The organism is Rothia mucilaginosa (genome assembly GCF_964211445.1).
Lineage (GTDB): Bacteria > Actinomycetota > Actinomycetes > Actinomycetales > Micrococcaceae > Rothia > Rothia mucilaginosa_E.
In genome coordinates this window covers 1-20,499 of sequence record NZ_CAXOQT010000025.1, presented here as the reverse complement: position 1 = coordinate 20,499, position 20,499 = coordinate 1, and the positions used below count along the sequence as shown (strand labels likewise).

Genomic DNA, 20,499 nt, shown 5'->3' with positions numbered 1-20,499 from the left:
GATTGTTATGACTGATACCCCTAATTCTCCTGACGCTTCTGCGGCGCAGAACGTCCAGGACACCGCCGCCCGTGCGGCTGAGGCCTTTGGCACTCTGGTGGAGACCATGGCGCTGTTGCGCGCCCCGGGCGGTTGCCCGTGGGACGCTGAGCAGACTCACGCCTCCCTGATCCGCTACCTCGTGGAGGAAGCCTACGAGGTTGTCGAGGCAGTAGAAACCGGCGGCGAGCCGAACATGCAGCTGCTGCGTGAAGAGCTCGGCGACGTGCTGCTGCAGGTGGTGTTCCACGCCGATATTGCCGCGGCGAACCCGCAGGGCTTCGACATTGTGCAGGTAGTTGAGGGCCTGGTGCAGAAGCTTCGTTCGCGCCACCCGGACGTGTTCGCGGCTGAGTCCGAGAACGCTTCGGAAGCGCCCCGTACCGCTGCTGAGCAGCAGGCGGCGTGGGATGCGTTGAAGAAGAAGGAGAAGAGCGACCGCGGCGCGCTGGACGGTATTCCGCCGCATCTGCCGGCGCTCGCTATGGCTGAGAAGACTGCTGTGAAGGCGCGTAAGGCGGGTATTATTCTGCCGCCGGAGCCGACGAGCATGGAGGACGACCTGCGCTACATGCACACTGAGGAGGATTTCGGTGAGCTGCTGTTTGCGCTGGTGAGCCGTGCTCAGCGTAATGGGCTGGATGCCGAGCGTGCCCTGCGTTCGTACACTCGCCGTTACATTGCTCAGCACACGCATGATGAGCCGAGCTTCTAGACGCTCCGGCTGATGTGCTTTTGGAGGTGCTGCGGAACCTGTTCTCTGAGGGAATAAGAGGTTCCGCGGTGCCTTCCGTTTGTTTGGGGTCGTGTTGGGTGGCCGTGAGGACGCTCAGGGTGCTTACCCCTGCATTTGGGCTCATGTTGTGCTTTGAGCGGGTACCCACACTCTCCCAATGTGGGGGAGTGTGGGTCTTGTTCCGCTTCGTAGCGCCTGACTAAGGGTTATTGAGACCTTCATTAAGGCGATAAAAAAGCGGTGGCAACTAGTGTGTTTGTGTGGGAGTTTTGCTAGAATTTAGGGGACGCGACTTGTCCACTACCGGGTGAGCCGTTCACATCCTTGACATCTCATAAGGAGAACAATTCATGGCTGTTATTACCGCAGTTCACGCACGCCAGATCCTGGATTCCCGTGGCAACCCGACCGTTGAGGTTGAGGTTCTGCTCGAAGACGGTGCTTTCGCACGCGCAGCTGTGCCCTCGGGCGCATCCACCGGTGAGTGGGAGGCTGTTGAGCGCCGCGACGGCGACAAGTCCGTATACCTGGGCAAGGGCGTTCTGGGTGCAGTGAAGTCTGTTATCGAAGAAATCGCTGAAGAGGTCATCGGCATTGAGGCTTCCGACCAGCGCGCTGTTGACGCAGCCATGATTGCTCTGGATGCAACCAACAACAAGGGCAAGCTGGGCGCAAACGCAATCCTGGGTGTCTCCCTGGCTGTTGCTAAGGCAGCTGCTGAGTCCGCTGACCTGCCCCTGTACAAGTACCTCGGCGGCCCGAACGCTCACGTTCTGCCCGTCCCCATGATGAACATCCTCAACGGTGGTTCTCACGCAGACTCCAACGTTGACATCCAGGAGTTCATGATTGCTCCCATCGGCTTCGACAACTACTCTGACGCTCTGCGCGCAGGTGTTGAGGTTTACCACTCCCTGAAGTCCGTGCTGCACGACCGCGGCCTGGCAACTGGCCTGGGCGACGAGGGTGGTTTCGCACCCAACCTGGAGTCCAACGCAGCTGCACTGGACCTGATCGTTGAGGCAATCGAGAAGGCTGGCTACAAGCCGGGCGAGCAGGTTGCACTGGCTCTTGACGTTGCATCCTCCGAGTTCTACAACGACGGTGCTTACGAGTTCGAGGGCCAGAAGAAGTCCGCAGCTGAGATGAGCGCATACTACGCTGACCTCGTTGCAAAGTACCCCCTGGTTTCCATCGAGGATCCCCTGGATGAGAACGACTGGGAGGGCTACAAGACCCTGACCGAGCAGATCGGTGACAAGGTCCAGATCGTCGGTGACGACCTGTTCGTGACCAACCCCGAGCGCCTGGCTCGCGGTATCGAAGAGGGCGCAGCTAACGCTCTGCTCGTGAAGGTGAACCAGATCGGTTCGCTGACCGAGACCCTGGACGCAATGGAGCTGGCTCAGCGCCACGAGTACCGTTGCATGGTTTCTCACCGTTCCGGTGAGACCGAGGACGTCACCATTGCTGACCTGGCTGTTGCAACCAACGCTGGCCAGATCAAGACCGGTGCTCCCGCACGTTCGGAGCGCGTTGCTAAGTACAACCAGCTGCTGCGCATTGAGGAAGAGCTGGGCGACGCAGCTGTTTACGCCGGCAAGTCCGCATTCCCCCGCTTCAAGGCATAAGTTACTGAAGCATCCGACCGCGTGAGCGGTTAGGTTTCAAGGAGGCGGTGCTACCCCGTAGGGGAGTGGCATCGCCTCCTGCTCTGTGTTGAGGCTAGTAACGGCGACAGCGCACGAGGTGGAGCCCACACGATGCCGCATGTAGCGCCTGCAACATAGCGCCGGGGAAGCCTTCCGAACCCGGTAGAATATGAAGGAAGCGTTTAGCGGTACAGAAGGAACGAAGGATAGGGCAATGAGCCAGCGAGCAAACCAGCAGACCCGGTCGCACTCTACGAGTTCCACCGAACCCGCTCAGGGCGCTACCACCTCCGAAGAACCGCGTGGCGCCGCGAAGGAAGCCGGCACCTCCCTGATGAAGAAGGCAAGCGCCCTCTTCTTTGGTGTGGGTTTGAACCAGCGTCATCCTGAGCGTGAACGTCAGGCGCAGGCTCGCCGTGAGGAACGTGCCCGCCGCCGCGCCGCGGCGCAGCAGGGCCGTGAAGAAGGCGGATATGACGCCCCCGTGGCGGCTCACATGTTCTCCGGTCGTAGCTTCCTGACGGCTGTTGTGGTGGGCGTGATTGCGCTCGGTACCGCATACCCGGTGGTCACCTACATTGACCAGGACCGGGAAATTAAGCGAATCAACACGCACATTTCTCAGCTACAGCAGGAGAACGCTCAGCTGAAGGCGGAGCAGACCTGGTGGAACGACGACAACTATGTTCGCCAGCAGGCACGTAGCCGCCTCTACTACGTGAACCCCGGGGACACCCCCTACGTAGTCACCGGCATTACCGAGGACTCTACGAAGGCGGACGGTACTTCTGCGAATGCGAAGAACGCCCCCGAGGAAGCCTGGACCACCAAGGTTTGGAATTCTCTCGAGAAGAACTAGCCCCAGCTGCCGGCAGGAACCCTGCCCAGGCAAGCACCCGGCATTAGTGGACGAGGTGACCCCTCGTTCCAGAAACTTAGGATTATGAGCACCGAAAACACCATTGAAGAGCTGAAAGCACGCACCCCCGGCGGCTTCGGCGTAACTGTTGAAACCCTGACCCCCACCGAGCAGGACATCCGCGTTCTCTCCGCGCAGCTGGGCCGTAAGGTCCGCGACGTGATCGAGATTCCGGCACGCTGCGTGTGCGGTAACCCGCTCGTGGCTGCTACCGCGCCGCGCCTGAGCAACGGCACCCCCTTCCCGACCGTGTTCTACCTGGCGCATCCGGTGATTACCGCTGCGGCTTCCCGTCTGGAGGCGGGCGGTCTGATGTACGAGATGACCGACTCTCTGGCTGAGGATACCGACCTGGCGGCACAGTACGCTGCCGCGCACGAGAACTACCTGGCTGAGCGTGAGCGCATCCGCCTGATCAGCGGTACCGAAGAGGTTCCGGAGATTGACGGCATCTCTGCCGGCGGCATGCCCACCCGCGTGAAGTGCCTGCACGCTGTCATCGGCCACACCCTGTCGGTGGGTCGCGGCGTGAACCCGATGGGTGACCGCGGTCTGGACGCTATCGCCGAGTGGTGGACCCCCGAGGTATGCTCCTGCGACCCGGCGTGGCGTGAAGAAGCCTAAATAATTGATTCTGGTGCGCCCGCATCGTCGTCAGCGACGGTGCGGGCGCATAATAGATAGAAGAAAGAGCGCCGAAAAGCGAAAAGTTTTCGCCTGCGGCGCTCGCGTTGCCTTTTGGCACTGATTGGTATTGAAGACCTGAAAGGAACCCACCGTGCGCGTTGGAGCGATTGACTGCGGTACGAACTCTATTCGCCTGCTGATTGCTGATTCCACTACTGAGGTGGTGGACGGGGTCGAGAAGACCGTCCTGAAGGACGTGGTGCGTGAGATGCGCATTGTGCGTCTGGGACAGGGCGTTGACGCGACCGGCTGGTTGGCGCAGGAGGCGCTGGACCGCACCTTCGCGGCGGCTCGTGAGTATGCGCAGCTGCTGAAGGAGCACGGCGCTGATTCGGTGCGTTTCGTGGCGACCAGTGCGACTCGCGATGCGGGTAACCGTCAGGTGTTCGTGGACGGCATCCGTGAGATTCTGGGTATTGAGCCCGAGGTCATCAGCGGTGATGAGGAAGCTGCGCTGTCCTTCGCTGGCGCGGTGCGTGCTGTCGGTTACGGCGATGGCGACACCCTGGTGTTCGACCTGGGCGGCGGTTCGACTGAGTTCGTGCTCGGTGACGAGTCCGGCGTGAAGGCTTCCCGTAGCGTCAACATTGGCTGCGTGCGCCTGACCGAGCGTCACATGGTGAACGCGCCGGCGACCGAATCGCAGATTGCGCGCGTTGAGGCTGATACTGATGAGGCTCTTGAGGTTGCGCGTAAGACTGTGCCCCTGCAGGATGCACGCCGCGTGGTGGCTGTGGCTGGTACCGCAACCACTGTAGCTGCTGCTGCCCTGGGCCTGGACCGCTACGATTCTGAGGCTATTAACGCTCAGAGCTTCTCTGTGGAGACCGTTCAGAAGACCGCCCGCTGGTTGGCTTCGCTGAACCGTCAGGAGCGCGAGGAGCTCGGCTACATGCACCCGGGCCGGGTGGATGTGATTGGTGCCGGCGCGACGATTTACGCCCGCATCCTGACCCGTCTGAATGAGATGACTGATGGTGCCGTTGATTCGGTGACCGTCAGCGAGCACGACATTCTGGACGGTATCGCTCTGTCCCAGCTGTAGGCTTGAGCGCTCGCGCCGTGAACCGATGGTGGTTCACGGCGCGGCTCAGCTTGAGGAGTTTTCATGGTTCGTTCTGAGCATCTTCGTTCTGAGCGTCGGCGAGGTATGCCCCTGACCGGCTGGTTTGTTGCGCCGTCTTTTGCTTCTGCGTCTCGTGCATCCGCCTCGCGCGCCTCGGTTGTTTCTGCCGGAGGCGCCTCTCGCCGCGCCCGCAGGGTTGCTGCATTGGGTGCTAGCGCCGCGTTGACTCTTCTGCCGCTGTGGACCCCGCTGGCGCCTGCTGCCTGGGCGACGGACCCGACGCCTTCCGCGTCGCCGAGCCCGAAGAGGGAGGTGACGGCGACTCCTTCGCCGTCGGGTACTGCGGTGCCGAAGACCTCGGCAACTCCAAGTCAGGGTGCGGATACGGCAAATGGCGACGATGTACGTCACCGCGAGTACTGGCTGAAGGAGTACGGTATTACGTCGCTGTGGTCGCAGGCTACGGGTAAGGGCGTGACGGTTGCTGTGATTGATACGGGCGTGGATGGTACTCACCCGGATCTTGAGGGTAATGTTCTGCGCGGTACCGATGTCTCGGGCGTGGGTAGCGAGGACGGCTGGAAAGGCCTGGGCGCTGAGCCGATGCACGGCACGGAGGTCGCTTCTCTGATTGCCGGTCACGGTCACGATACGCAGGGTTACTCTGCGATTGCGGGTCAGCCGGGTAAACCGACCGGCATGATTGGTGTGGCTCCCGAAGCGAAGATTCTGCCGATTTCGCTGAATATGGGTACGACCGGTGGTAAGAGCATTGATGAGCAGATTCCTGCGGCGGTGCGTTATGCGGTCGACCACGGGGCTCAGATTATCAACATGTCGATTGGTTCGAATAAGACGAGCTGGCCGCAGAGCTGGGATGAGGCTTTTGCGTATGCGGAGCAGAAGGGCGTGCTGATTGTTGCGGCTGCGGGTAACCGCGGTAGCGGTTTGACTCAGGTTGGTGCTCCGGCGACGATTCCTGGCGTGTTGACTGTGGGTGGTATTGACCGGAATAAGCAGGTTTCTGAGGGCTCGTCGACCCAGGGCATTTCGATTGCTGTGGTTGCTCCGAGTACGGACATGATTGCGGCGGCTCCCGGTAACGGGTACATGCTGTGGTCGGGTTCTTCGGCGGCAGCCCCTCTGGTGACGGGTGTTGCGGCGTTGTTGAAGCAGAAGTATCCGCAGGAGTCGGCGGCTCAGCTGGCTCAGCGTTTGATTGCTTCGGCTGATGACGCTGGTGCGACGGGCCGTGACCCCTTGTACGGTTACGGCGTGTTTAACCCGCAGGATGCGATGGCTTTGCCTGCGCCTACGGTGACGGCAAATCCGCTGGGCTCGATTTCTGAGTGGATTGCTGTGCATCGTAAGCAACAGGTGAGTGAGCCGACTCCGAGTGACGCTGCGCCGGTCCATGAGGAGGGTGAGAGCATTGTGAAGGCGGCTGCGCCGGATGCGCGTCGCCCTCCGGAGGATCGTGGCTGGTTGCCGCCGGTGATTTTGGCGGCGCTGACGTTGTGGCTGACGATTATTACGGCTGGTTCGGTGCATCGTTTGCATAGGATGCATGTGAGTGCGGGGCAGGCTGCGCGGATGGCTCGTGAGATGGCACATCATCCGGGTACTCATCACGGAAAGCGTCGCGTTTCTGTGGGGTCGCAGCAGGGTGCCCGGAAGGGGACTCGTTAGGGCTCTTGCGAGTCTGGGTTGCCGGTGTTTTTCTTCTCTGAGGGAGCTTCTTCTGTTCGCCCGGGGCTGACTTTTGAGTTGGTCCCGGGCTTTGTTGTTGGAACCTAAGTTTCGGAAGACGGCACGCATCAATAAACGAAAATATCGAACATGCCGCGTAAAAAACGGAAAGGGTAATTTTGACCGTAACCCGCATCACGAGATGAACCCTGTTCATATCTTCAAAACTTTTAACTTAGGGTCAGCTCAAAGGGACCATAAGTGCGAAATTACCTAAACAAAGGCGTAAAATAGAAGACAACAGGTATGTGATAGACAGGCTCGTGCTGCTAGCCACTTCGCGTTGCGCAAGGACTTCCAGAGCGGGCCGTTTGTACGTCAGGGGAGCTTTCGGAACGAGCCGAAAGTTGCACATACCACCCTACCGGGGCTACCGAACCTCGGTACCTAAAGACTAGGAAGTAACAAAATGGCATTCACTAAGGTGGCACAGGACCGTCCTCGCGTCCTGATCGTCGGTGGCGGCTACGTCGGCTTCACCGTTGCTAAGAAGATTCAGAAGGCTATCAAGGAGACCGGTGGCGTTGTCACCATCGTTGAGCCGAACCCCTACATGACTTACCAGCCCTTCCTCCCCGAGGTTGCAGCAGGTTCCATGGAAGGCCGTAACGCAACTGTGCCGCTGCGCCAGCACCTGCGCGACACCGAGCTGATTCCGGGCCGTGTTGTCTCCATCGACCACGCAAACCGCACCGCTGTTGTGGAGCCCACCGACAACGGTGAGCCCTTCGAGCTGAAGTACGACGAGATCGTCCTCGGCGCAGGCGCAGTGACCCGTGCATTCCCGATTCCGGGTCTGGCAGAGGTTGCTATCGGTCTGAAGACCATTGAAGAGGCAGTTTCTGTTCGTAACTGGGTTCTGGACCGCATCGAGGTTGCATCCATGCTCAGTGATGCTGAGGCACGTCGCCGTGCCCTGACCTTCGTCATTGTTGGTGGTGGCTTCGCTGGCGTTGAGACCATCTCCGAGCTCGAGGACATGGCACGCGTTGCTGTGGAGCGCAACGAGCGTCTTTCCGTTTCCGACCTGCACTTCGTCATGATTGAGGCTGCACCGCGCATCATGCCCGAGGTTCCCGCAGACCGTGCAGAGAAGGTCGTTGCAGAGCTGCGTGCGCGCGGCATCGAGATCCTGCTGAACACCTCCCTCTCCGACGCAACCGACGGTAACCTGCAGCTGATCAACATGGCTGACAAGTCCCCCGCAGGCGAGATCAAGACCGACACCCTGATCTGGACCGCAGGCGTGGCAGCATCCCCGATGCTGAAGAACACCGACTTCCCGATTGACGAGCGCGGCCGCGTTCGCGTGAGCGCAGACCTGCGCGTCACCGGCGACGACGGCGTGGTCGAGGGTGCTTGGGCTGCAGGCGACAACGCAGCTGTTCCGGATCTCTCCGGTGGCGGCGTGGGCGGCTTCTGCGTTCCCAACGCTCAGCACGCTTCCCGCCAGGCTGTTGTTCTGGCTAAGAACCTGCTGGCTGCTCGCCGCGGCGAGCCCCTGACCGACTACTACCACGAGACCATTGGTGTTGTGGCAGGTCTGGGCCTGTGGAAGGGCGTTGCAAACTTCAAGGGCAAGACCATTGGCGGCCCGCTGGCATGGATCATGCACCGCGGCTACCACGGCTCTGCAATCCCCACCACCGAGCGCACCGTTCGCGTTATGACCACCTGGGCTCTGAACCAGATCTTCGGTCGCGACACCTCCTCGATCCGCCACCAGCGCTCCCCGCGCCTGGCATTCCAGGAAGCAACCGGTACCGCACCGGCACGCCAGAAGGCAAAGCTCTAAAATAGCCTGACTTAGGGGTCTATCTCCCTGAGATAGCGCACTTGAGATAAAGCAATGGGCGGTGTGGAAGACTTTAGTCTTTCGCACCGCCCATTGTGTGCCTGAGTGCTTGCGAGCTGTCTAGCTTAGCCGCCCACCAGTGCTTTTGCATGATGCTTGCTACGGCGGGGTGCGGGGAACTGTTTGAAATGTGTTTCTGCTTAGGTTCGGGTGCGTTTTCGTGGAATAATAAATATTTGTGTCCCGGACTGTTCGGGATACGCCCTCATAGTCCAATTGGCAGAGACAGAGGACTTAAAATCCTTGTGTTCTGGGTTCGAGTCCCAGTGGGGGCACGGTATAGACATGCGTAGGCGTGCGGTATAGATAGGCGGCGGCTCTTCCCGTAGGGGAGGAGTCGCCGCTCGCGTGTTTGAAGGTTTACATGTCTGGGTTTTTTTGGGGGGGGGGTAAAAGACGATGCCCCTGACCAGTTCGGTTGCCATGGGGATGCCCACCTGCTCGAAGGAAGCGATGGTACCCGTGGGCTCCACTCTCAAAAACGCCCGCATACCGTCTTCCGGAGCTTAAAAACGTGAGACCCTAGAAGAGACACAGCCACAGATACACCCCAACCTGAATGGGGTAGCAGGGGCAGAAAGGCACAGCATGCAGACTATACCCTCCATCATTGCTGTCGATATGGACGGCACCTTCCTCACCGACTCCAAAACGTTCGACACCGAACGTTTCTCGCGCATCCTATCCCGCCTGCAGGCGCAGGGGATCCACTTCGTCGTGGCGAGCGGCAACACCCATGCCAAACTGCAGGACTATATGCGGGGCTTCGAAAACCAGGGCCTCACCTACATTGCTGAGAACGGCGCGTACCTCGCTGATGACAGCGGCCAGCTTGCCGTGCATCCCTTCCTGGATGAAGACGTGCCGCGCGTCATTGAAATCGTTCAGGGGCTAGACCAAATCGGTCTGCTGGTGTGCACCACCGAAGGTATTTACCTGCCCAAGGATCGTTGCGACCAGATTGTGCACATGATTCGCGGCTATTTTGAAGACACTGGTCAGGAACTCCCCGAAACCCTCACCCTGGAGGACTTTGCGGCGTTCTTCTTCCCCGGCTCGGTCATGGTTGACTCTATTGAAGATTTTGAGGGCTCACCTATTAAGTTCCCGCTGCTGACTCCGCCTAAGCAGACGCAGCAGTTGAGCGTTTATCTGCGTGAGGTTCTTCCGCAGACCGTCACTCCGATGGTTAGCGGCTTCGGTGCCATTGATCTGGTGCGTACCGGTGTCAACAAGGCAACCGGCCTGAAGGACCTGTGCGAGCGTCTGGATGCTGATCCGGCGGGCATTCTTGCATTCGGTGACGGCGAGAACGACATGGAGATGCTTCGCTACGCGGGCTGGGGCGTCGCCATGTCTAACGCCCCGGAGGTTGTGCGGAATGCTGCCGACGAGGTGATTGGCACGAACGAGGAACAGGCTGTTCTGGAGTATCTGGAACAGCTGCTGGATCGTTTGGAAGCTTCGCACTAGACGCTTCACAAAGAGGCGCGCAGGAGGGTCTGCGTGTGGGGCGGTGTGGGCCTGGGTGAACCTCAGGTAAACACCGCCCTGAAATATTCTGGCAAGGTCGCTAGAAGCCCTTGCTGGTAACGAACAACGCCCGTGAGCGCAGGATCTATCTGATAGAATTAACAGAATTAGTTTTGTACCCGTTTAAGGAGAGCATGATGGCGGGAAATCCGCTTCTGAATTCAATGACGAAGAATGCCACTCAGGGTGACTCTCGTTTCGGTCGCTTTGGTGCGCAGTCTCAGCAGAACAACCAGCAGGCGTACGGTCAGCAGCAGGGCTACGGCCAGCAGACTTACGGTCAGTACGGTCAGCAGTCCTACGGCCAGTACGGCCAGCAGGGCTACGGTCAGAACGCATACGGTCAGCCCCAGTACGGTCAGCAGCCCTATGGTCAGCAGTACGGCCAGCCCCAGTATGACCAGCAGGCACAGTACGGCCAGCCGTACGGTGAGGCTGACTACGGCGTAGCGGCTCCCACCTACTCGGAGCCCATTTCCGCAGGTGAGCGTCTGACCATGAACGATGTCATGGTCAAGACCGGTATCAACCTGGGTCTGGTCGCTGTCGGTGCCGCCGTTGCATGGCATGCACCGGTGCTGCTGCTCCTGGGCATGGTTGGCGGTCTGGTCCTGGGCCTGGTGAACTCCTTCAAGAAGAAGGTTTCCCCGATTCTGGTCATGACCTACGCGCTCATGGAAGGTCTGCTGCTCGGTGGCCTGTCCGCTGTTGTGGATATGCGCTATCCCGGCGTGGCTGTCCAGGCTGTTCTGGCAACCCTCGTGGTCGCAGGTACCACTCTGGCACTGTTCGCGAACGGCAAGCTGCGCGCAACTCCTAAGCTCAACAAGATCTTCATGATTGGCGCTATTGGTTACCTGGTGTACGGCCTCATCTCGATCCTGGGCGCGGGTATCTTCGGTTCCTCGCTGAACAGCTTCTCGATCGGTGGTATCCCGCTGGGCCTGGTTGTTGGCCTGTTCGCTGTTGCGCTGGCAACCTACTCGCTGCTGCTGGACTTCACCACCACCTCCGAAGCTGTGGAGGCTGGCCTGCCCGAGCGTGAGTCCTGGCGCCTTGCTTTCGGCCTGACCGCTTCTCTGGTCTGGCTGTACGTTGAGATCCTGCGTGTTCTCATGTACCTGGCAAGCATCTTTAGCAACGACTAAAGCTCGTTATGAGGCGGCGGTACCGTGATGGTGCCGCCGCCTTTGCCGCTTTACTTCCCCGATGTATCGAGGCGCAGGGGAGGGGCGCAACAACATCACCACATACCGCCTCCGCTGGGGCAGCCGAAGCTGCCCCGCGCGGGCGCGACACCGATAACGAGTTGGAGACACCGTGAAAATTACACCTGTTGCAGAAGAGCATGTAGCCGAGGAGGAGCGCGGCTACCGGGTGCCTTTTGCTATGGAAGTTGCTGGTGCTTGGGCGTGGCGCATCATTATGATTGCCGGTGCCGGTTGGATCCTTTGGAAGGGCCTGGGGCACGTCTCCCTGCTGGTTATTTCTCTTCTGGTGGCTCTGCTGCTGGCGGCTCTGCTGAGCCCCGCCGTGATGCTTCTGCGTAAGAAGGGCGTTCGTGCCGGTGGCGCGGCGGCTATTGCCGAAATCGGTATGATTCTGGTGCTCGCCGGTATTATTTCGCTGACCGGTCAGCAGATTCTGCGCGGTTTTGTGTCCATGGCGGATAAGGCGATGCAGGGCTACCAGCAGCTGATTGGTTGGCTGAAGAACCTCGGCTACGAGTTCGGTGCAGACCAGCTGAACCAGCTGCTGGAACAGATGGAGAGCGCTGTAACCAATAACCCCAGCTCCGTGCTGCACGGTGTGTCTCAGGTGGGTTCGACTGCGGCTGAGGTTGCAACCGGCACCCTGCTGACCCTGTTTACCCTGGTCTTCTTCCTGATGGAGGGTGAGCGTATCTGGCTGTTCGTCACTCGCCTCTTCCCGAAGGACGCGCGTGCCGCAGTCAACGGTGCGGGTCGCGCGGGTTGGAAGTCCCTGGGTGCGTACGTGCGCGTTCAGATTCTGGTGGCGGCTATTGACGCTATCGGCATCGGTATTGGTGCCGCAATTCTGGGTGTTCCGCTGGCTATCCCGCTGGGTGTGCTGGTCTTCCTCGGCTCCTTCGTTCCGGTGATTGGTGCCCTCATTTCCGGTGCTGTGGCTGTGCTGCTGGCGCTGGTTGCTCTGGGCCCGGTGCAGGCGCTGATTATGCTCGGTATTGTTCTGCTGGTTCAGCAGCTCGAATCCAACATTCTGCAGCCGCTCATTATGGGTAAGGCTGTCTCCCTGCACCCGCTGGCGGTTATTTTCTCGGTGGCCGGCGGTTCCATGATTTTTGGTGCGGTGGGTGCTCTGTTCGCCGTGCCGACTCTGGCTGTGGTCAACGCGGTGGTGCGTTACCTGGCGAATCGCGGTTGGGAACACGATCCCAGCCTGCGCGATGAGGAGTTCCTCTTCCCGCACGAGGTGGCTCGCCGCGAGCAGGCTGAGGAGAAGGCCCAGGAACGGCAGGAGAGCGTCAAGAATCTGGCCTCCCGGGTGCCGAGCCGTCAGAAGGCTGAGGAGCCTGAGAACCAGGCTTCCGAGGCTTCGGACTCCTCCGAAGACTAGGGGCCTGCATCGAGCGGGAGGTTTTGGCGTAGGGCACCCCGCCACCCTCGATAACGCACCGCTAACTCGTCCCGGCGATACCGCCGGCCGCGATGCCGTCTACGGCGGTGTCTCGCCAGGGGGCTACTTGCGACCGGGTAGCCCCCTTCGCTGTACCCATCCTCTAAAATGGGATGAGCAATACATCACCATCCCGCGCCCGCGGGACAACGCACCGTCAGAATGGAAAACCCGTGAGCGTAGATCTCGACTCCCTGCCCGTGACCCTCACCGACATTGAACGTGCCGCAGAGCTGCTCGAAGGCGTTATTGAACGCACCCCCGTCGCTCATTCGCGTGCGCTGAGCCAGCGCCTCGGTTCCGAGGTCTTCTTCAAGTGCGAGAACCTGCAGCGTGCCGGTTCCTTCAAGGTGCGCGGCGCATACGTGCGTATGGCGAAGCTCTCCGAGGAGGAGAAGAAGCGCGGCGTCGTGGCGGCGAGCGCGGGTAACCACGCTCAGGGTGTGGCTCTGGCGGCGGACCGCCTGGGCATTAAGGCTCGTATTTACATGCCGCTGGGTGCGGCACTGCCGAAGATTACTGCGACCCGCGACCACGGTGCCGAGGTTGAGCTGCACGGCGTGACCGTGGATGAGGCTCTGGCGGAGGCGAAGCGCTACGCCGAAGAGACCGGCGCGGTCTTCGTGCACCCCTTCGATAATGAAGACATTATTGCGGGTCAGGGCACTATCGGTCTGGAGATTCTGGAGCAGGTTCCGGACGTTGACACCGTCATTGTGGGTGTTGGCGGCGGTGGTCTGCTGGCCGGTCTGTCGGCTGCTATCCGTGCGAAGGAGCAGCAGCTCGGCAAGAAGATTAAGATTATTGGCGTTCAGGCGGAGCACGCGGCGGCGTACCCGCTGTCTTTGGCCGCGGATGCTCTGGTGCCGCTGAAGAAGGTTTCTACTATCGCTGACGGTATTGCGGTGGGTCGTCCCGGCCAGATGCCTTTCTCTATCATCAAGGAGCTGGTGGACGATGTGGCGACCGTGAGCGAAGACGATATTGCTCGCGCCCTGATTTTCCTGATGGAACGTAACAAGCTCGTGGTGGAGCCTGCTGGTTCGGTACCCGTGGCGGCGCTGATGAACGGCAAGCTGAAGGAAGAGTACGGCGACCTCGGTACGGTCGTGTGCGTGCTCTCCGGCGGCAATATTGACCCGATGCTGATGCTGAAGGTGATTCAGCGCGGTCTGTCTGCGGCTGGCCGCTACATGACCATTAAGATGATGCTTTCTGACCGTCCGGGTGAGCTGGCGACCATCTCCCGCATCATCTCTGAGAACGATGCGAACGTGACCGGTGTGGACCACACCCGCGTGGGTGGTTCGCTGTCCATGGGTGACGTGTCGATTACGATCGACATGGAGACCAAGGGCGTGGAGCATTGCCGCCAGGTCATTTCTGCCCTGGAGGATGAGGGTTTCAAGCCCATCATCGTCTACTAAGCCGATATATTTATTGAGCCGGCGAGCTGTAGTAGTTGCGTCTGAGCCTTATAGGCAGAATGCAATTCAATAGACAAAACCGGGTCAACAAAAACAGTGCAGGGTGCTGACCGTTGATGGTCAGCACCCCGCACTGTTTGTTCTAAAGCTAACGCTGTCTCTTAGCCATAGCCTCTTAGCTAACCGCTTAGCCCTGGTAGGGGGTCACGGAGACAATCTTGGCGCTCAGTTCCTTGCCGTTCGGGGCGGTGTAGGAAACCTCGTCGCCCTGCTTAGCACCCATGATTGCGGCGCCCAGCGGAGACTTCTCGGAGAAGACCTTCAGGTCGGTGCCTGCGGGGAGGGTGTCCTCAATTTCGCGGGAGCCGAGCAGGAACTTCAGAGTACGGCCTGCAACCTCAGCCTCGATGACCATGCCGTGGCTGACCACGCCGTCGTCAACGGGTGCCTCACCAATCTGTGCGGTTTCGAGCAGGTGCTTGAGCTGCTTGATGCGCGCCTCGTTCTTAGCCTGCTCGTCGCGTGCCGCGTGGTAGCCGCCGTTCTCGCGGAGGTCACCCTCATCGCGTGCCTGCGCGATGCGGTCAACGATTTCCTGACGGTACGGGCCCGAGAGGTATTCCAGCTCCTGGGTGAGGCGGTCGAAGGCGTCCTGAGTGAGCCATGCACCGGTGTTTTCAGCCATGCGTGTCCTTTGCTTATGCGCCGGCTTTGCCGGTGCGAAACGAATAAACCCGCTACCGCGTGCCGCGTTCAGAAAGGGGGCGGCGGTGCCGGTAACGGAATGAATCAACAGACCTATTCTAGAGCACCGGAGGATTTTCGGCTGTTATGCCGGCCGTATCTTCCCCTCTGAGCGCATCCTTGCCGGGGCGCATACCGGTAGCTGAACCTGGTGGCGGTTTCTGCCGGCTGGTTACCAAGTGATTGCGCGGATATGACGGCACGTTTCACGATGTCACACGGCGTCATCTGCGCTAGTGCACCGGTGCTGTCCTTGGGTATCATACGAGAAGCTACACACGTAAAATTTCCGCAGTGTGGCGCTCGCATTCGCGAATCACAGACACATCAGCCGCCCATCCGCGCTGGCCGCATCAACTAAAGGACACATACCGTGAGCGAAGCCATCGAACAGCTGAAGGCAAACCTGCCGACTCACCCTCCCGTGGACTCTATCAAACCGCTGGAGGAGGACTACACCGGTCTGCGCATCCTCGCCGTGCACGCCCACCCGGATGATGAGTCCTCTAAGGGCGCCGGTACCGCTTCGGCGTATATTGCCCGTGGTGCCCGCTTCATGGTGGCGACGATGACCGGCGGCGAGCGCGGTGACATCCTGAACGAGGAGATTGCTAACAGCCCGCGCGCGCACCGTGACCTGCCGGGTCTGCGCCGCTCCGAGATGGCGGCTGCCCGCGAGATTATGGGCATTGAGCACCGCTGGATTGGCTTCTTCGACTCGGGTCTGCCCGAGGGCGACCCGATGCCGCCTCTGCCTTTCGGCAGCTTTGGCACCATGCCCCTGGACCGTGCCGCCGCGCCGCTGGTGCGCCTGGTCCGCGAGTACCGCCCGCACATCATCATTACCTATGACGAGATTGGCGGCTACCCGCACCCCGACCACATCATGACCCACAAGGTTGCCGTTGAGGCATTCGAGAAGGCGGGCGACCCCGAGGCGTACGTGGGTGAGGGTGAGCCCTGGACCCCGCTGAAGCTCTACTACGACCGCGCGTTCAACCCGGAACGCACCCTCGCCTTGCACGAGCATCTGCTTGATACGCACGGTGAGAGCCTGCTGAGCGGCTGGATTGAGAATATTGCGCACCGCGCAACGTCGGGTGAGGCGCCTCGCCACGAGACTACGACCCGCATCCTGGTTACTGAGCACTTTGAGCAGCGCGATCAGGCTCTGCGTGCGCACGCCTCGCAGGTGGACCCGAACGGCGTGTTCTTCGCCGTTCCCAGTGAACAGTTAAAGGATATTTGGCCCTGGGAGGACTACACTCTGGCTGCCTCGCACGCTGAGGTTCAGCTGCCCGAATCCAGCCTGGATGAGGGCCTGAGCGATTACTACGTTATCTAGGTTGGGGCGCATCGCCCCACGTTAGCGAATGATGCCCTTCACCCGCGATATGAATCGTGGGTGAAGGGCATCAGCTCTTCTTGTGCGCACGACGTGTGCCGCCCCTGCGCGTGCCCCGCATGCCGCCAGCAGCCGCCACAAATTTTGAGCCGATTCTCAGCCCAACCGTGATGCCGATTGCCGCGAAGGTACGGTGCGGCGGCGTAGAATAAGAGCTTGGGCTCTTTCGTTAGGAGCCCTCTGAATTATCTGCCACGACAGCCGAATGAGGTATGAGCTATGAGCGCCAACGCCCTGCCCGTGATTACTGTGCACGGCCACGCCAGCAACCCCGGTACTGTCACTGAGCCTACCGTCTATGAGCAGGCTCTGGCGCGCTCGCTGAGCCCCGAATCCCTGCCGGCACATATCGGAGTGCTGGTGGACGGTAACCGTCGCTGGGCGGCTCAGCGCGGCTTGAGCACCCGTGAGGGCCACGCCGCCGGTGCGGAGCGAATTATTGATTTTCTGGCGTGGTGCACTGAGCTGTCGATTCCGCAGGTGAGCCTGTACATGCTCTCTACCGAGAACCTGAAGCGCCCCGAGAAGGAACTGACCGGTCTGGTCGCTGTGATTGATGCGTTCTTGGTGCGCCTGGTGGAGTCCGCCTGCGGCCCGGTGCGTGCCATCGGCAATATTGACCTGATTCCCCGCCAGCTGCACGAGCGCCTGGACTGGGCGATTGAGCAGACTGCGCACCTGCCGGGTGTTCGTGTGAACATTGCGGTCGGTTATGGCGGTCGCCAGGAGATTGTGGACGCGGTCCGTTCGGTTCTGCGTGAGGCCGCGGAGAAGGGCGCATCCTTGGATTCGCTTGCTGAACAGCTGAGCGTTGAGGATATTTCTTCGCACCTGTACACCTCCGACATGCCCGACCCGGACCTGCTGATTCGCACCTCGGGCGAGCAGCGTCTGTCCGGTTTCATGACCTGGCAGAGCGCGTATTCTGAGTTTTATTTCTGCCGTGCCCTGTGGCCCGATTTCACGCGCGTTGATTTTCTGCGTGCCCTGCGGGACTACGCAAACCGTTCCCGCCGCTTCGGCTCTTAGAAGCTTCCTAGAGGCTATGGGTCTAGCGCCGTCGGATTGTGTTTCTCGGCTGGTAGCCTCCGGTAGTACAGTTTCCAACGTTACAGCCTCCAGCATTACAGAATGGACGTTTTATGCTCGCTGAGCTTTCCCGCCTCTACCACGCAGGTGGCGCCTCCGTTATTGCCGCGCTGGTGCTCGGCAGCTACCTGCTGTATTTCCTGTGGTGCGCCCTGCGGCTGTGGCGTATTGACGTGCGGGAGCACCGTCTGCCGCACCGCATCCTAATTCCCCTGGCTATTGCCACCTATACGGCTCTGCCGGTGTCTTTGCTTTTTGCGGGCCGCCCAGCCGATATTTGGCGCGTGATTGGTGCCGGTCTGGTGCTGTGGTTCTGTTACGGGCTTCTGCGTATTCTGTCCTTCGGCGCGCTGGGCCGCGGGGACGTGAAGCTCGCCGGCATCCTGGGCGGTGTGCTCGGGTATCTGTCCTGGGCGAACCTGGGCTGGGCATCGCTGGTGACGTTCCTTGCTGGTGGTCTGGTGTCCCTGGCTCTGGTGCTGTTCACGAAGGCGCGCGGTAGCACCCGCATTGCGTTCGGCCCGTTTATGCTTTTGGGCGCGCTGGTGGCGTTGGCGGCTCCTGCGTATTCTCTGTGGTAGATTCCGAAGTGGGGTGACCGTCCGGCTTAGCGGTGGGCTCGTTCTTTATGCGGCTCGCGGCTGTTCGCTCTGCTCTCTAGCACCTATTTCTCGGCTGAACTGCCGGGGCTTTTGAAAGGTTGATGTTATGCCTACTCCTCCCTATATCCGTAAACTGCGTGAGCGGATTGGCTCGGATTACCTGTGGCTGTCCGGCGCGACGGCTGTGGTGTACCGTGAGCAGGATTCTAAGGTGCTGCTGGTGCGCCGTAGCGATAACGGGGCGTGGACCCCGATTACGGGCATTGTGGACCCGGGGGAGAGCCCCGCACTGACCTGCCTGCGTGAGGCGCAGGAGGAGGCAAACGTGCAGATTGAGGTGCTGGAGCTGGCGCAGGTGAAGGCCGATCCGGCCATGCAGTTCGGTAATGGTGACCGCTGCCAGTTCTTGGATCATACGTTCTTGTGCCGCTGGGTTTCCGGTGAGGCGAAGGTGAACGATGAGGAATCTTCGCAGGTGCGTTGGGTGGATGTGTCCGACTCTGCGGAGCGTGCGTTGCTTTCGGAGCGGATGCTGGACCGTATTGATGCGGCGCTGAACTATGACGGGCACTGCCGTTTTGGTATGGAGTCGGTACCGCCGGAGGACCTCTAGACCGGCTACTAGACTTCGTGAAAGCCGCTGAATGAGGCGTGTATATACAGAGGGAGGGGCGACCCGCCGTCATGGCGAGTCGCTCCTCCCTCATTTTTGTGACAGTTTGTTACATGTTATTGGGTGGTTCTTCCTGTTTTTCTGTGGGATTGAAGAGCTAAAACCCCAAGTTTTGCTGTGGCTTTGCCTTGTTTATGTCTTTTCTACTTTAAGTTGTGCCTGTGCATCGAGTTATGAGTGGTGTGCATGAGATGCTTTATGTATGACGCGGGTTACATTGGGAGTGACGGCCCCGTATTAGTCAGTAACCCGAAAAAATCCGTTCACGTGATGTTCTGGTGAGCGTGGTCGCTTTCCTTTTACTCTGCCTATAAATCTTTAAGGCATGCCATTTTTCTGTGAACTAGGCTCATTGTGTTCATCGCAATTCTTGGTCGCTATTTTGACGCGTCCTGGAAGGAGTAAGGCATGACAACACACAAAATACCCTGGAGAATCTACGTAGCCCTTATTGGCTCTCTGGTAGGTACAGGAATATATTCCTTCGCCCTACCCATTGCGATTCTCGCTAGTACAGGCGAAATTGGGCTGGCTGGCGTGATGGCGGTAGCCATGCAAATCCCCAATATCGCCTTGGCATATCCGCTAGCAACCCTATCGGATAGTTTGCCTCGAAAACCTATGATTGTGATTGCCGGGGCAGTAAACATCCTCAGCATCCTTACCTTGGCGTTGATGATTGAGCAGCATATGCTGTCATGGTTCGCCATCGCCGCACTAGGATTTGTGAGCGGTGTCTTCTCCGAGCTGGCTGCTGCCTCAGAAGCAGGATATATTCCGCAGCTTCTCGGACGAGAAAACCTTCTTTCGTACAATGCACGTCGTGAAATTTGCGAGGGAATATCCGCAATCATTGCGCCCCCTACGGCAGGATTTATTGTTCTTGTCGCGGGTGCAACGGTCGGTCTTATCGTCCCGGTGCTCCTTTTCGGAGCGGCAACTATTTCATACGCGACGTTGCCATCCGTAGAGATGGAAGCTAAAACTGAGCAACGCGAAACCGCACAACATGGGTTTATTCACCGCATGTTTGACGGTATCCAATACATGTTCTCCGGCGCCCCGCAGAGACTTATCCTTGTCTACACGTTCTTCTTGGCGGCAGCTACGGCATCGTACTCACTCATCATTATTTACCGCCTGTACGAGGAACTCACTTTTGAAGCCTCAGTGGTAGGCATGATTATGGCCTGCAGTGGTATCGGCGGTATTGTCGCGGCACTCATCATCGATCGTTTCCTCTCTTTCGAGAACACACGAGGAATGCTGCTGGTCGCCAATGTCGTATCCCTGCTCGGAATACCGCTCGTCACCGTCAGCAATAACCCCGTAGTGCTCGGCGCCTTGCTCTTCATTCTGGACGTAGGATGGGCATCAGCTTTCATCTTCTCCAATAATCTGCGTGACTGCATTACACCGAATGAGCTACTGGGGCGTGCCAGCTCCCTTGACGGTGCCGTGTTTGGACTAGGAACGCTGTACTCCATGGGCGCGGTAGCACTGATGCTTGACCATCTCGGCTCCTTCAACGCTGCGCTTGTCGTCAGTATCCCGGCTGTATTCTGCCTCATCTACACGCTGGTCCACTATAAACAGTTCAAAGTGTTCAATATTGTTGAACAATAGTGAGAACCTGCTACCAACTCAATGACGGGGCAGAGAACA

At 59.5% G+C, this 20,499-nt stretch carries 17 protein-coding genes and 1 tRNA gene; 17 read left to right on the top strand and 1 reads right to left on the bottom strand.

What is annotated here, in order from left to right; genetic code table 11:
* Nucleotides 1-7 precede the first annotated feature (7 nt).
* The 12 genes from AB8E48_RS07000 to ilvA all read left to right on the top strand — a co-directional run bounded on the left by AB8E48_RS07000 (nucleotide 8) and on the right by ilvA (nucleotide 14,321).
* Nucleotides 8-754: a MazG nucleotide pyrophosphohydrolase domain-containing protein gene (locus tag AB8E48_RS07000; protein WP_368886226.1), complete on the top strand. Its 747-nt coding sequence runs from the start codon at nucleotides 8-10 to the stop codon at nucleotides 752-754.
* Nucleotides 755-1,125: 371 nt separating this feature from the next.
* Nucleotides 1,126-2,406: a phosphopyruvate hydratase gene (gene eno / locus AB8E48_RS06995; RefSeq protein WP_049341512.1), complete on the top strand. Its 1,281-nt coding sequence runs from the start codon at nucleotides 1,126-1,128 to the stop codon at nucleotides 2,404-2,406.
* Nucleotides 2,407-2,641: 235 nt separating this feature from the next.
* Nucleotides 2,642-3,286 (top strand): septum formation initiator family protein, encoded by a 645-nt coding sequence (locus tag AB8E48_RS06990; RefSeq protein ID WP_102033969.1) that lies wholly within the window; start codon nucleotides 2,642-2,644, stop codon nucleotides 3,284-3,286.
* Between the two features lie 84 nt (nucleotides 3,287-3,370).
* Nucleotides 3,371-3,970, top strand: coding sequence for a DUF501 domain-containing protein (locus AB8E48_RS06985; RefSeq protein ID WP_313968784.1), 600 nt, complete (start codon nucleotides 3,371-3,373; stop codon nucleotides 3,968-3,970).
* Between the two features lie 154 nt (nucleotides 3,971-4,124).
* Nucleotides 4,125-5,078, top strand: coding sequence for a Ppx/GppA phosphatase family protein (locus AB8E48_RS06980; protein ID WP_368886225.1), 954 nt, complete (start codon nucleotides 4,125-4,127; stop codon nucleotides 5,076-5,078).
* 63 nt (nucleotides 5,079-5,141) lie between these two features.
* Entirely contained in the window at nucleotides 5,142-6,788 is a 1,647-nt protein-coding gene (locus AB8E48_RS06975; protein ID WP_368886224.1) for a S8 family peptidase, read from the top strand.
* Between the two features lie 469 nt (nucleotides 6,789-7,257).
* Nucleotides 7,258-8,643 carry an NAD(P)/FAD-dependent oxidoreductase gene (locus AB8E48_RS06970; RefSeq protein ID WP_005506850.1) on the top strand — a complete coding sequence of 462 codons (1,386 nt, stop codon included), beginning with the start codon at nucleotides 7,258-7,260 and terminating at the stop codon, nucleotides 8,641-8,643.
* Nucleotides 8,644-8,904: 261 nt separating this feature from the next.
* Nucleotides 8,905-8,978 (top strand) — tRNA-Leu (locus AB8E48_RS06965).
* A gap of 313 nt (nucleotides 8,979-9,291) precedes the next feature.
* Nucleotides 9,292-10,176 (top strand): Cof-type HAD-IIB family hydrolase, encoded by an 885-nt coding sequence (locus AB8E48_RS06960; RefSeq protein WP_368886223.1) that lies wholly within the window; start codon nucleotides 9,292-9,294, stop codon nucleotides 10,174-10,176.
* Between the two features lie 197 nt (nucleotides 10,177-10,373).
* The gene (locus AB8E48_RS06955; RefSeq protein WP_368886230.1) at nucleotides 10,374-11,384 is read left to right on the top strand and encodes a Bax inhibitor-1/YccA family protein; all 1,011 of its coding nucleotides are present in this window, start codon (nucleotides 10,374-10,376) and stop codon (nucleotides 11,382-11,384) included.
* Nucleotides 11,385-11,556: 172 nt separating this feature from the next.
* The gene (locus tag AB8E48_RS06950) at nucleotides 11,557-12,834 is read left to right on the top strand and encodes an AI-2E family transporter (protein WP_368886222.1); all 1,278 of its coding nucleotides are present in this window, start codon (nucleotides 11,557-11,559) and stop codon (nucleotides 12,832-12,834) included.
* A 233-nt stretch (nucleotides 12,835-13,067) separates the two neighbouring features.
* The gene (gene ilvA / locus AB8E48_RS06945) at nucleotides 13,068-14,321 is read left to right on the top strand and encodes a threonine ammonia-lyase (protein WP_368886221.1); all 1,254 of its coding nucleotides are present in this window, start codon (nucleotides 13,068-13,070) and stop codon (nucleotides 14,319-14,321) included.
* A 187-nt stretch (nucleotides 14,322-14,508) separates the two neighbouring features.
* On the opposite strand, the gene greA is transcribed toward ilvA, so the two are convergent.
* Nucleotides 14,509-15,006, bottom strand: a complete 498-nt coding sequence (greA, locus tag AB8E48_RS06940; RefSeq protein WP_049355875.1) for a transcription elongation factor GreA — start codon at nucleotides 15,004-15,006, stop codon at nucleotides 14,509-14,511.
* Between the two features lie 432 nt (nucleotides 15,007-15,438).
* On the opposite strand from greA, the gene mca reads away from it, so the two are divergent.
* The 5 genes from mca (at nucleotide 15,439) to AB8E48_RS06915 (ending at nucleotide 20,460) form a co-directional block, all read left to right on the top strand.
* A complete protein-coding gene (mca, locus tag AB8E48_RS06935) occupies nucleotides 15,439-16,410 on the top strand; it encodes a mycothiol conjugate amidase Mca (protein ID WP_303987267.1) in 972 nt (323 codons plus the stop codon).
* A gap of 279 nt (nucleotides 16,411-16,689) precedes the next feature.
* Complete coding sequence (gene uppS, locus AB8E48_RS06930; RefSeq protein WP_368886220.1) at nucleotides 16,690-17,499, top strand: polyprenyl diphosphate synthase; 810 nt, start codon at nucleotides 16,690-16,692, stop codon at nucleotides 17,497-17,499.
* A 113-nt stretch (nucleotides 17,500-17,612) separates the two neighbouring features.
* A complete protein-coding gene (locus tag AB8E48_RS06925) occupies nucleotides 17,613-18,140 on the top strand; it encodes a prepilin peptidase (RefSeq protein WP_313968778.1) in 528 nt (175 codons plus the stop codon).
* A gap of 127 nt (nucleotides 18,141-18,267) precedes the next feature.
* Nucleotides 18,268-18,774 carry an NUDIX hydrolase gene (locus tag AB8E48_RS06920; RefSeq protein ID WP_368886219.1) on the top strand — a complete coding sequence of 169 codons (507 nt, stop codon included), beginning with the start codon at nucleotides 18,268-18,270 and terminating at the stop codon, nucleotides 18,772-18,774.
* Nucleotides 18,775-19,242: 468 nt separating this feature from the next.
* Entirely contained in the window at nucleotides 19,243-20,460 is a 1,218-nt protein-coding gene (locus tag AB8E48_RS06915; protein ID WP_368886218.1) for an MFS transporter, read from the top strand.
* Nucleotides 20,461-20,499: the final 39 nt, after the last annotated feature.

Excerpts from the sequence above, each read along its gene's own strand:
- AB8E48_RS06920 (WP_368886219.1), top strand. The coding sequence starts at position 18,268 with ATGCCTACTCCTCCCTATATCCGTAAACTGCGTGAGCGGATTGGCTCG.
- uppS (WP_368886220.1), top strand. The coding sequence starts at position 16,690 with ATGAGCGCCAACGCCCTGCCCGTGATTACTGTGCACGGCCACGCCAGC.
- AB8E48_RS06970 (WP_005506850.1), top strand. The coding sequence starts at position 7,258 with ATGGCATTCACTAAGGTGGCACAGGACCGTCCTCGCGTCCTGATCGTC.
- AB8E48_RS06915 (WP_368886218.1), top strand. The coding sequence starts at position 19,243 with ATGACAACACACAAAATACCCTGGAGAATCTACGTAGCCCTTATTGGC.
- AB8E48_RS06925 (WP_313968778.1), top strand. The coding sequence starts at position 17,613 with ATGCTCGCTGAGCTTTCCCGCCTCTACCACGCAGGTGGCGCCTCCGTT.
- greA (WP_049355875.1), bottom strand. The coding sequence starts at position 15,006 with ATGGCTGAAAACACCGGTGCATGGCTCACTCAGGACGCCTTCGACCGC.
- AB8E48_RS06985 (WP_313968784.1), top strand. The coding sequence starts at position 3,371 with ATGAGCACCGAAAACACCATTGAAGAGCTGAAAGCACGCACCCCCGGC.
- AB8E48_RS06955 (WP_368886230.1), top strand. The coding sequence starts at position 10,374 with ATGGCGGGAAATCCGCTTCTGAATTCAATGACGAAGAATGCCACTCAG.
- AB8E48_RS07000 (WP_368886226.1), top strand. The coding sequence starts at position 8 with ATGACTGATACCCCTAATTCTCCTGACGCTTCTGCGGCGCAGAACGTC.
- eno (WP_049341512.1), top strand. The coding sequence starts at position 1,126 with ATGGCTGTTATTACCGCAGTTCACGCACGCCAGATCCTGGATTCCCGT.
- AB8E48_RS06975 (WP_368886224.1), top strand. The coding sequence starts at position 5,142 with ATGGTTCGTTCTGAGCATCTTCGTTCTGAGCGTCGGCGAGGTATGCCC.
- AB8E48_RS06960 (WP_368886223.1), top strand. The coding sequence starts at position 9,292 with ATGCAGACTATACCCTCCATCATTGCTGTCGATATGGACGGCACCTTC.
- AB8E48_RS06990 (WP_102033969.1), top strand. The coding sequence starts at position 2,642 with ATGAGCCAGCGAGCAAACCAGCAGACCCGGTCGCACTCTACGAGTTCC.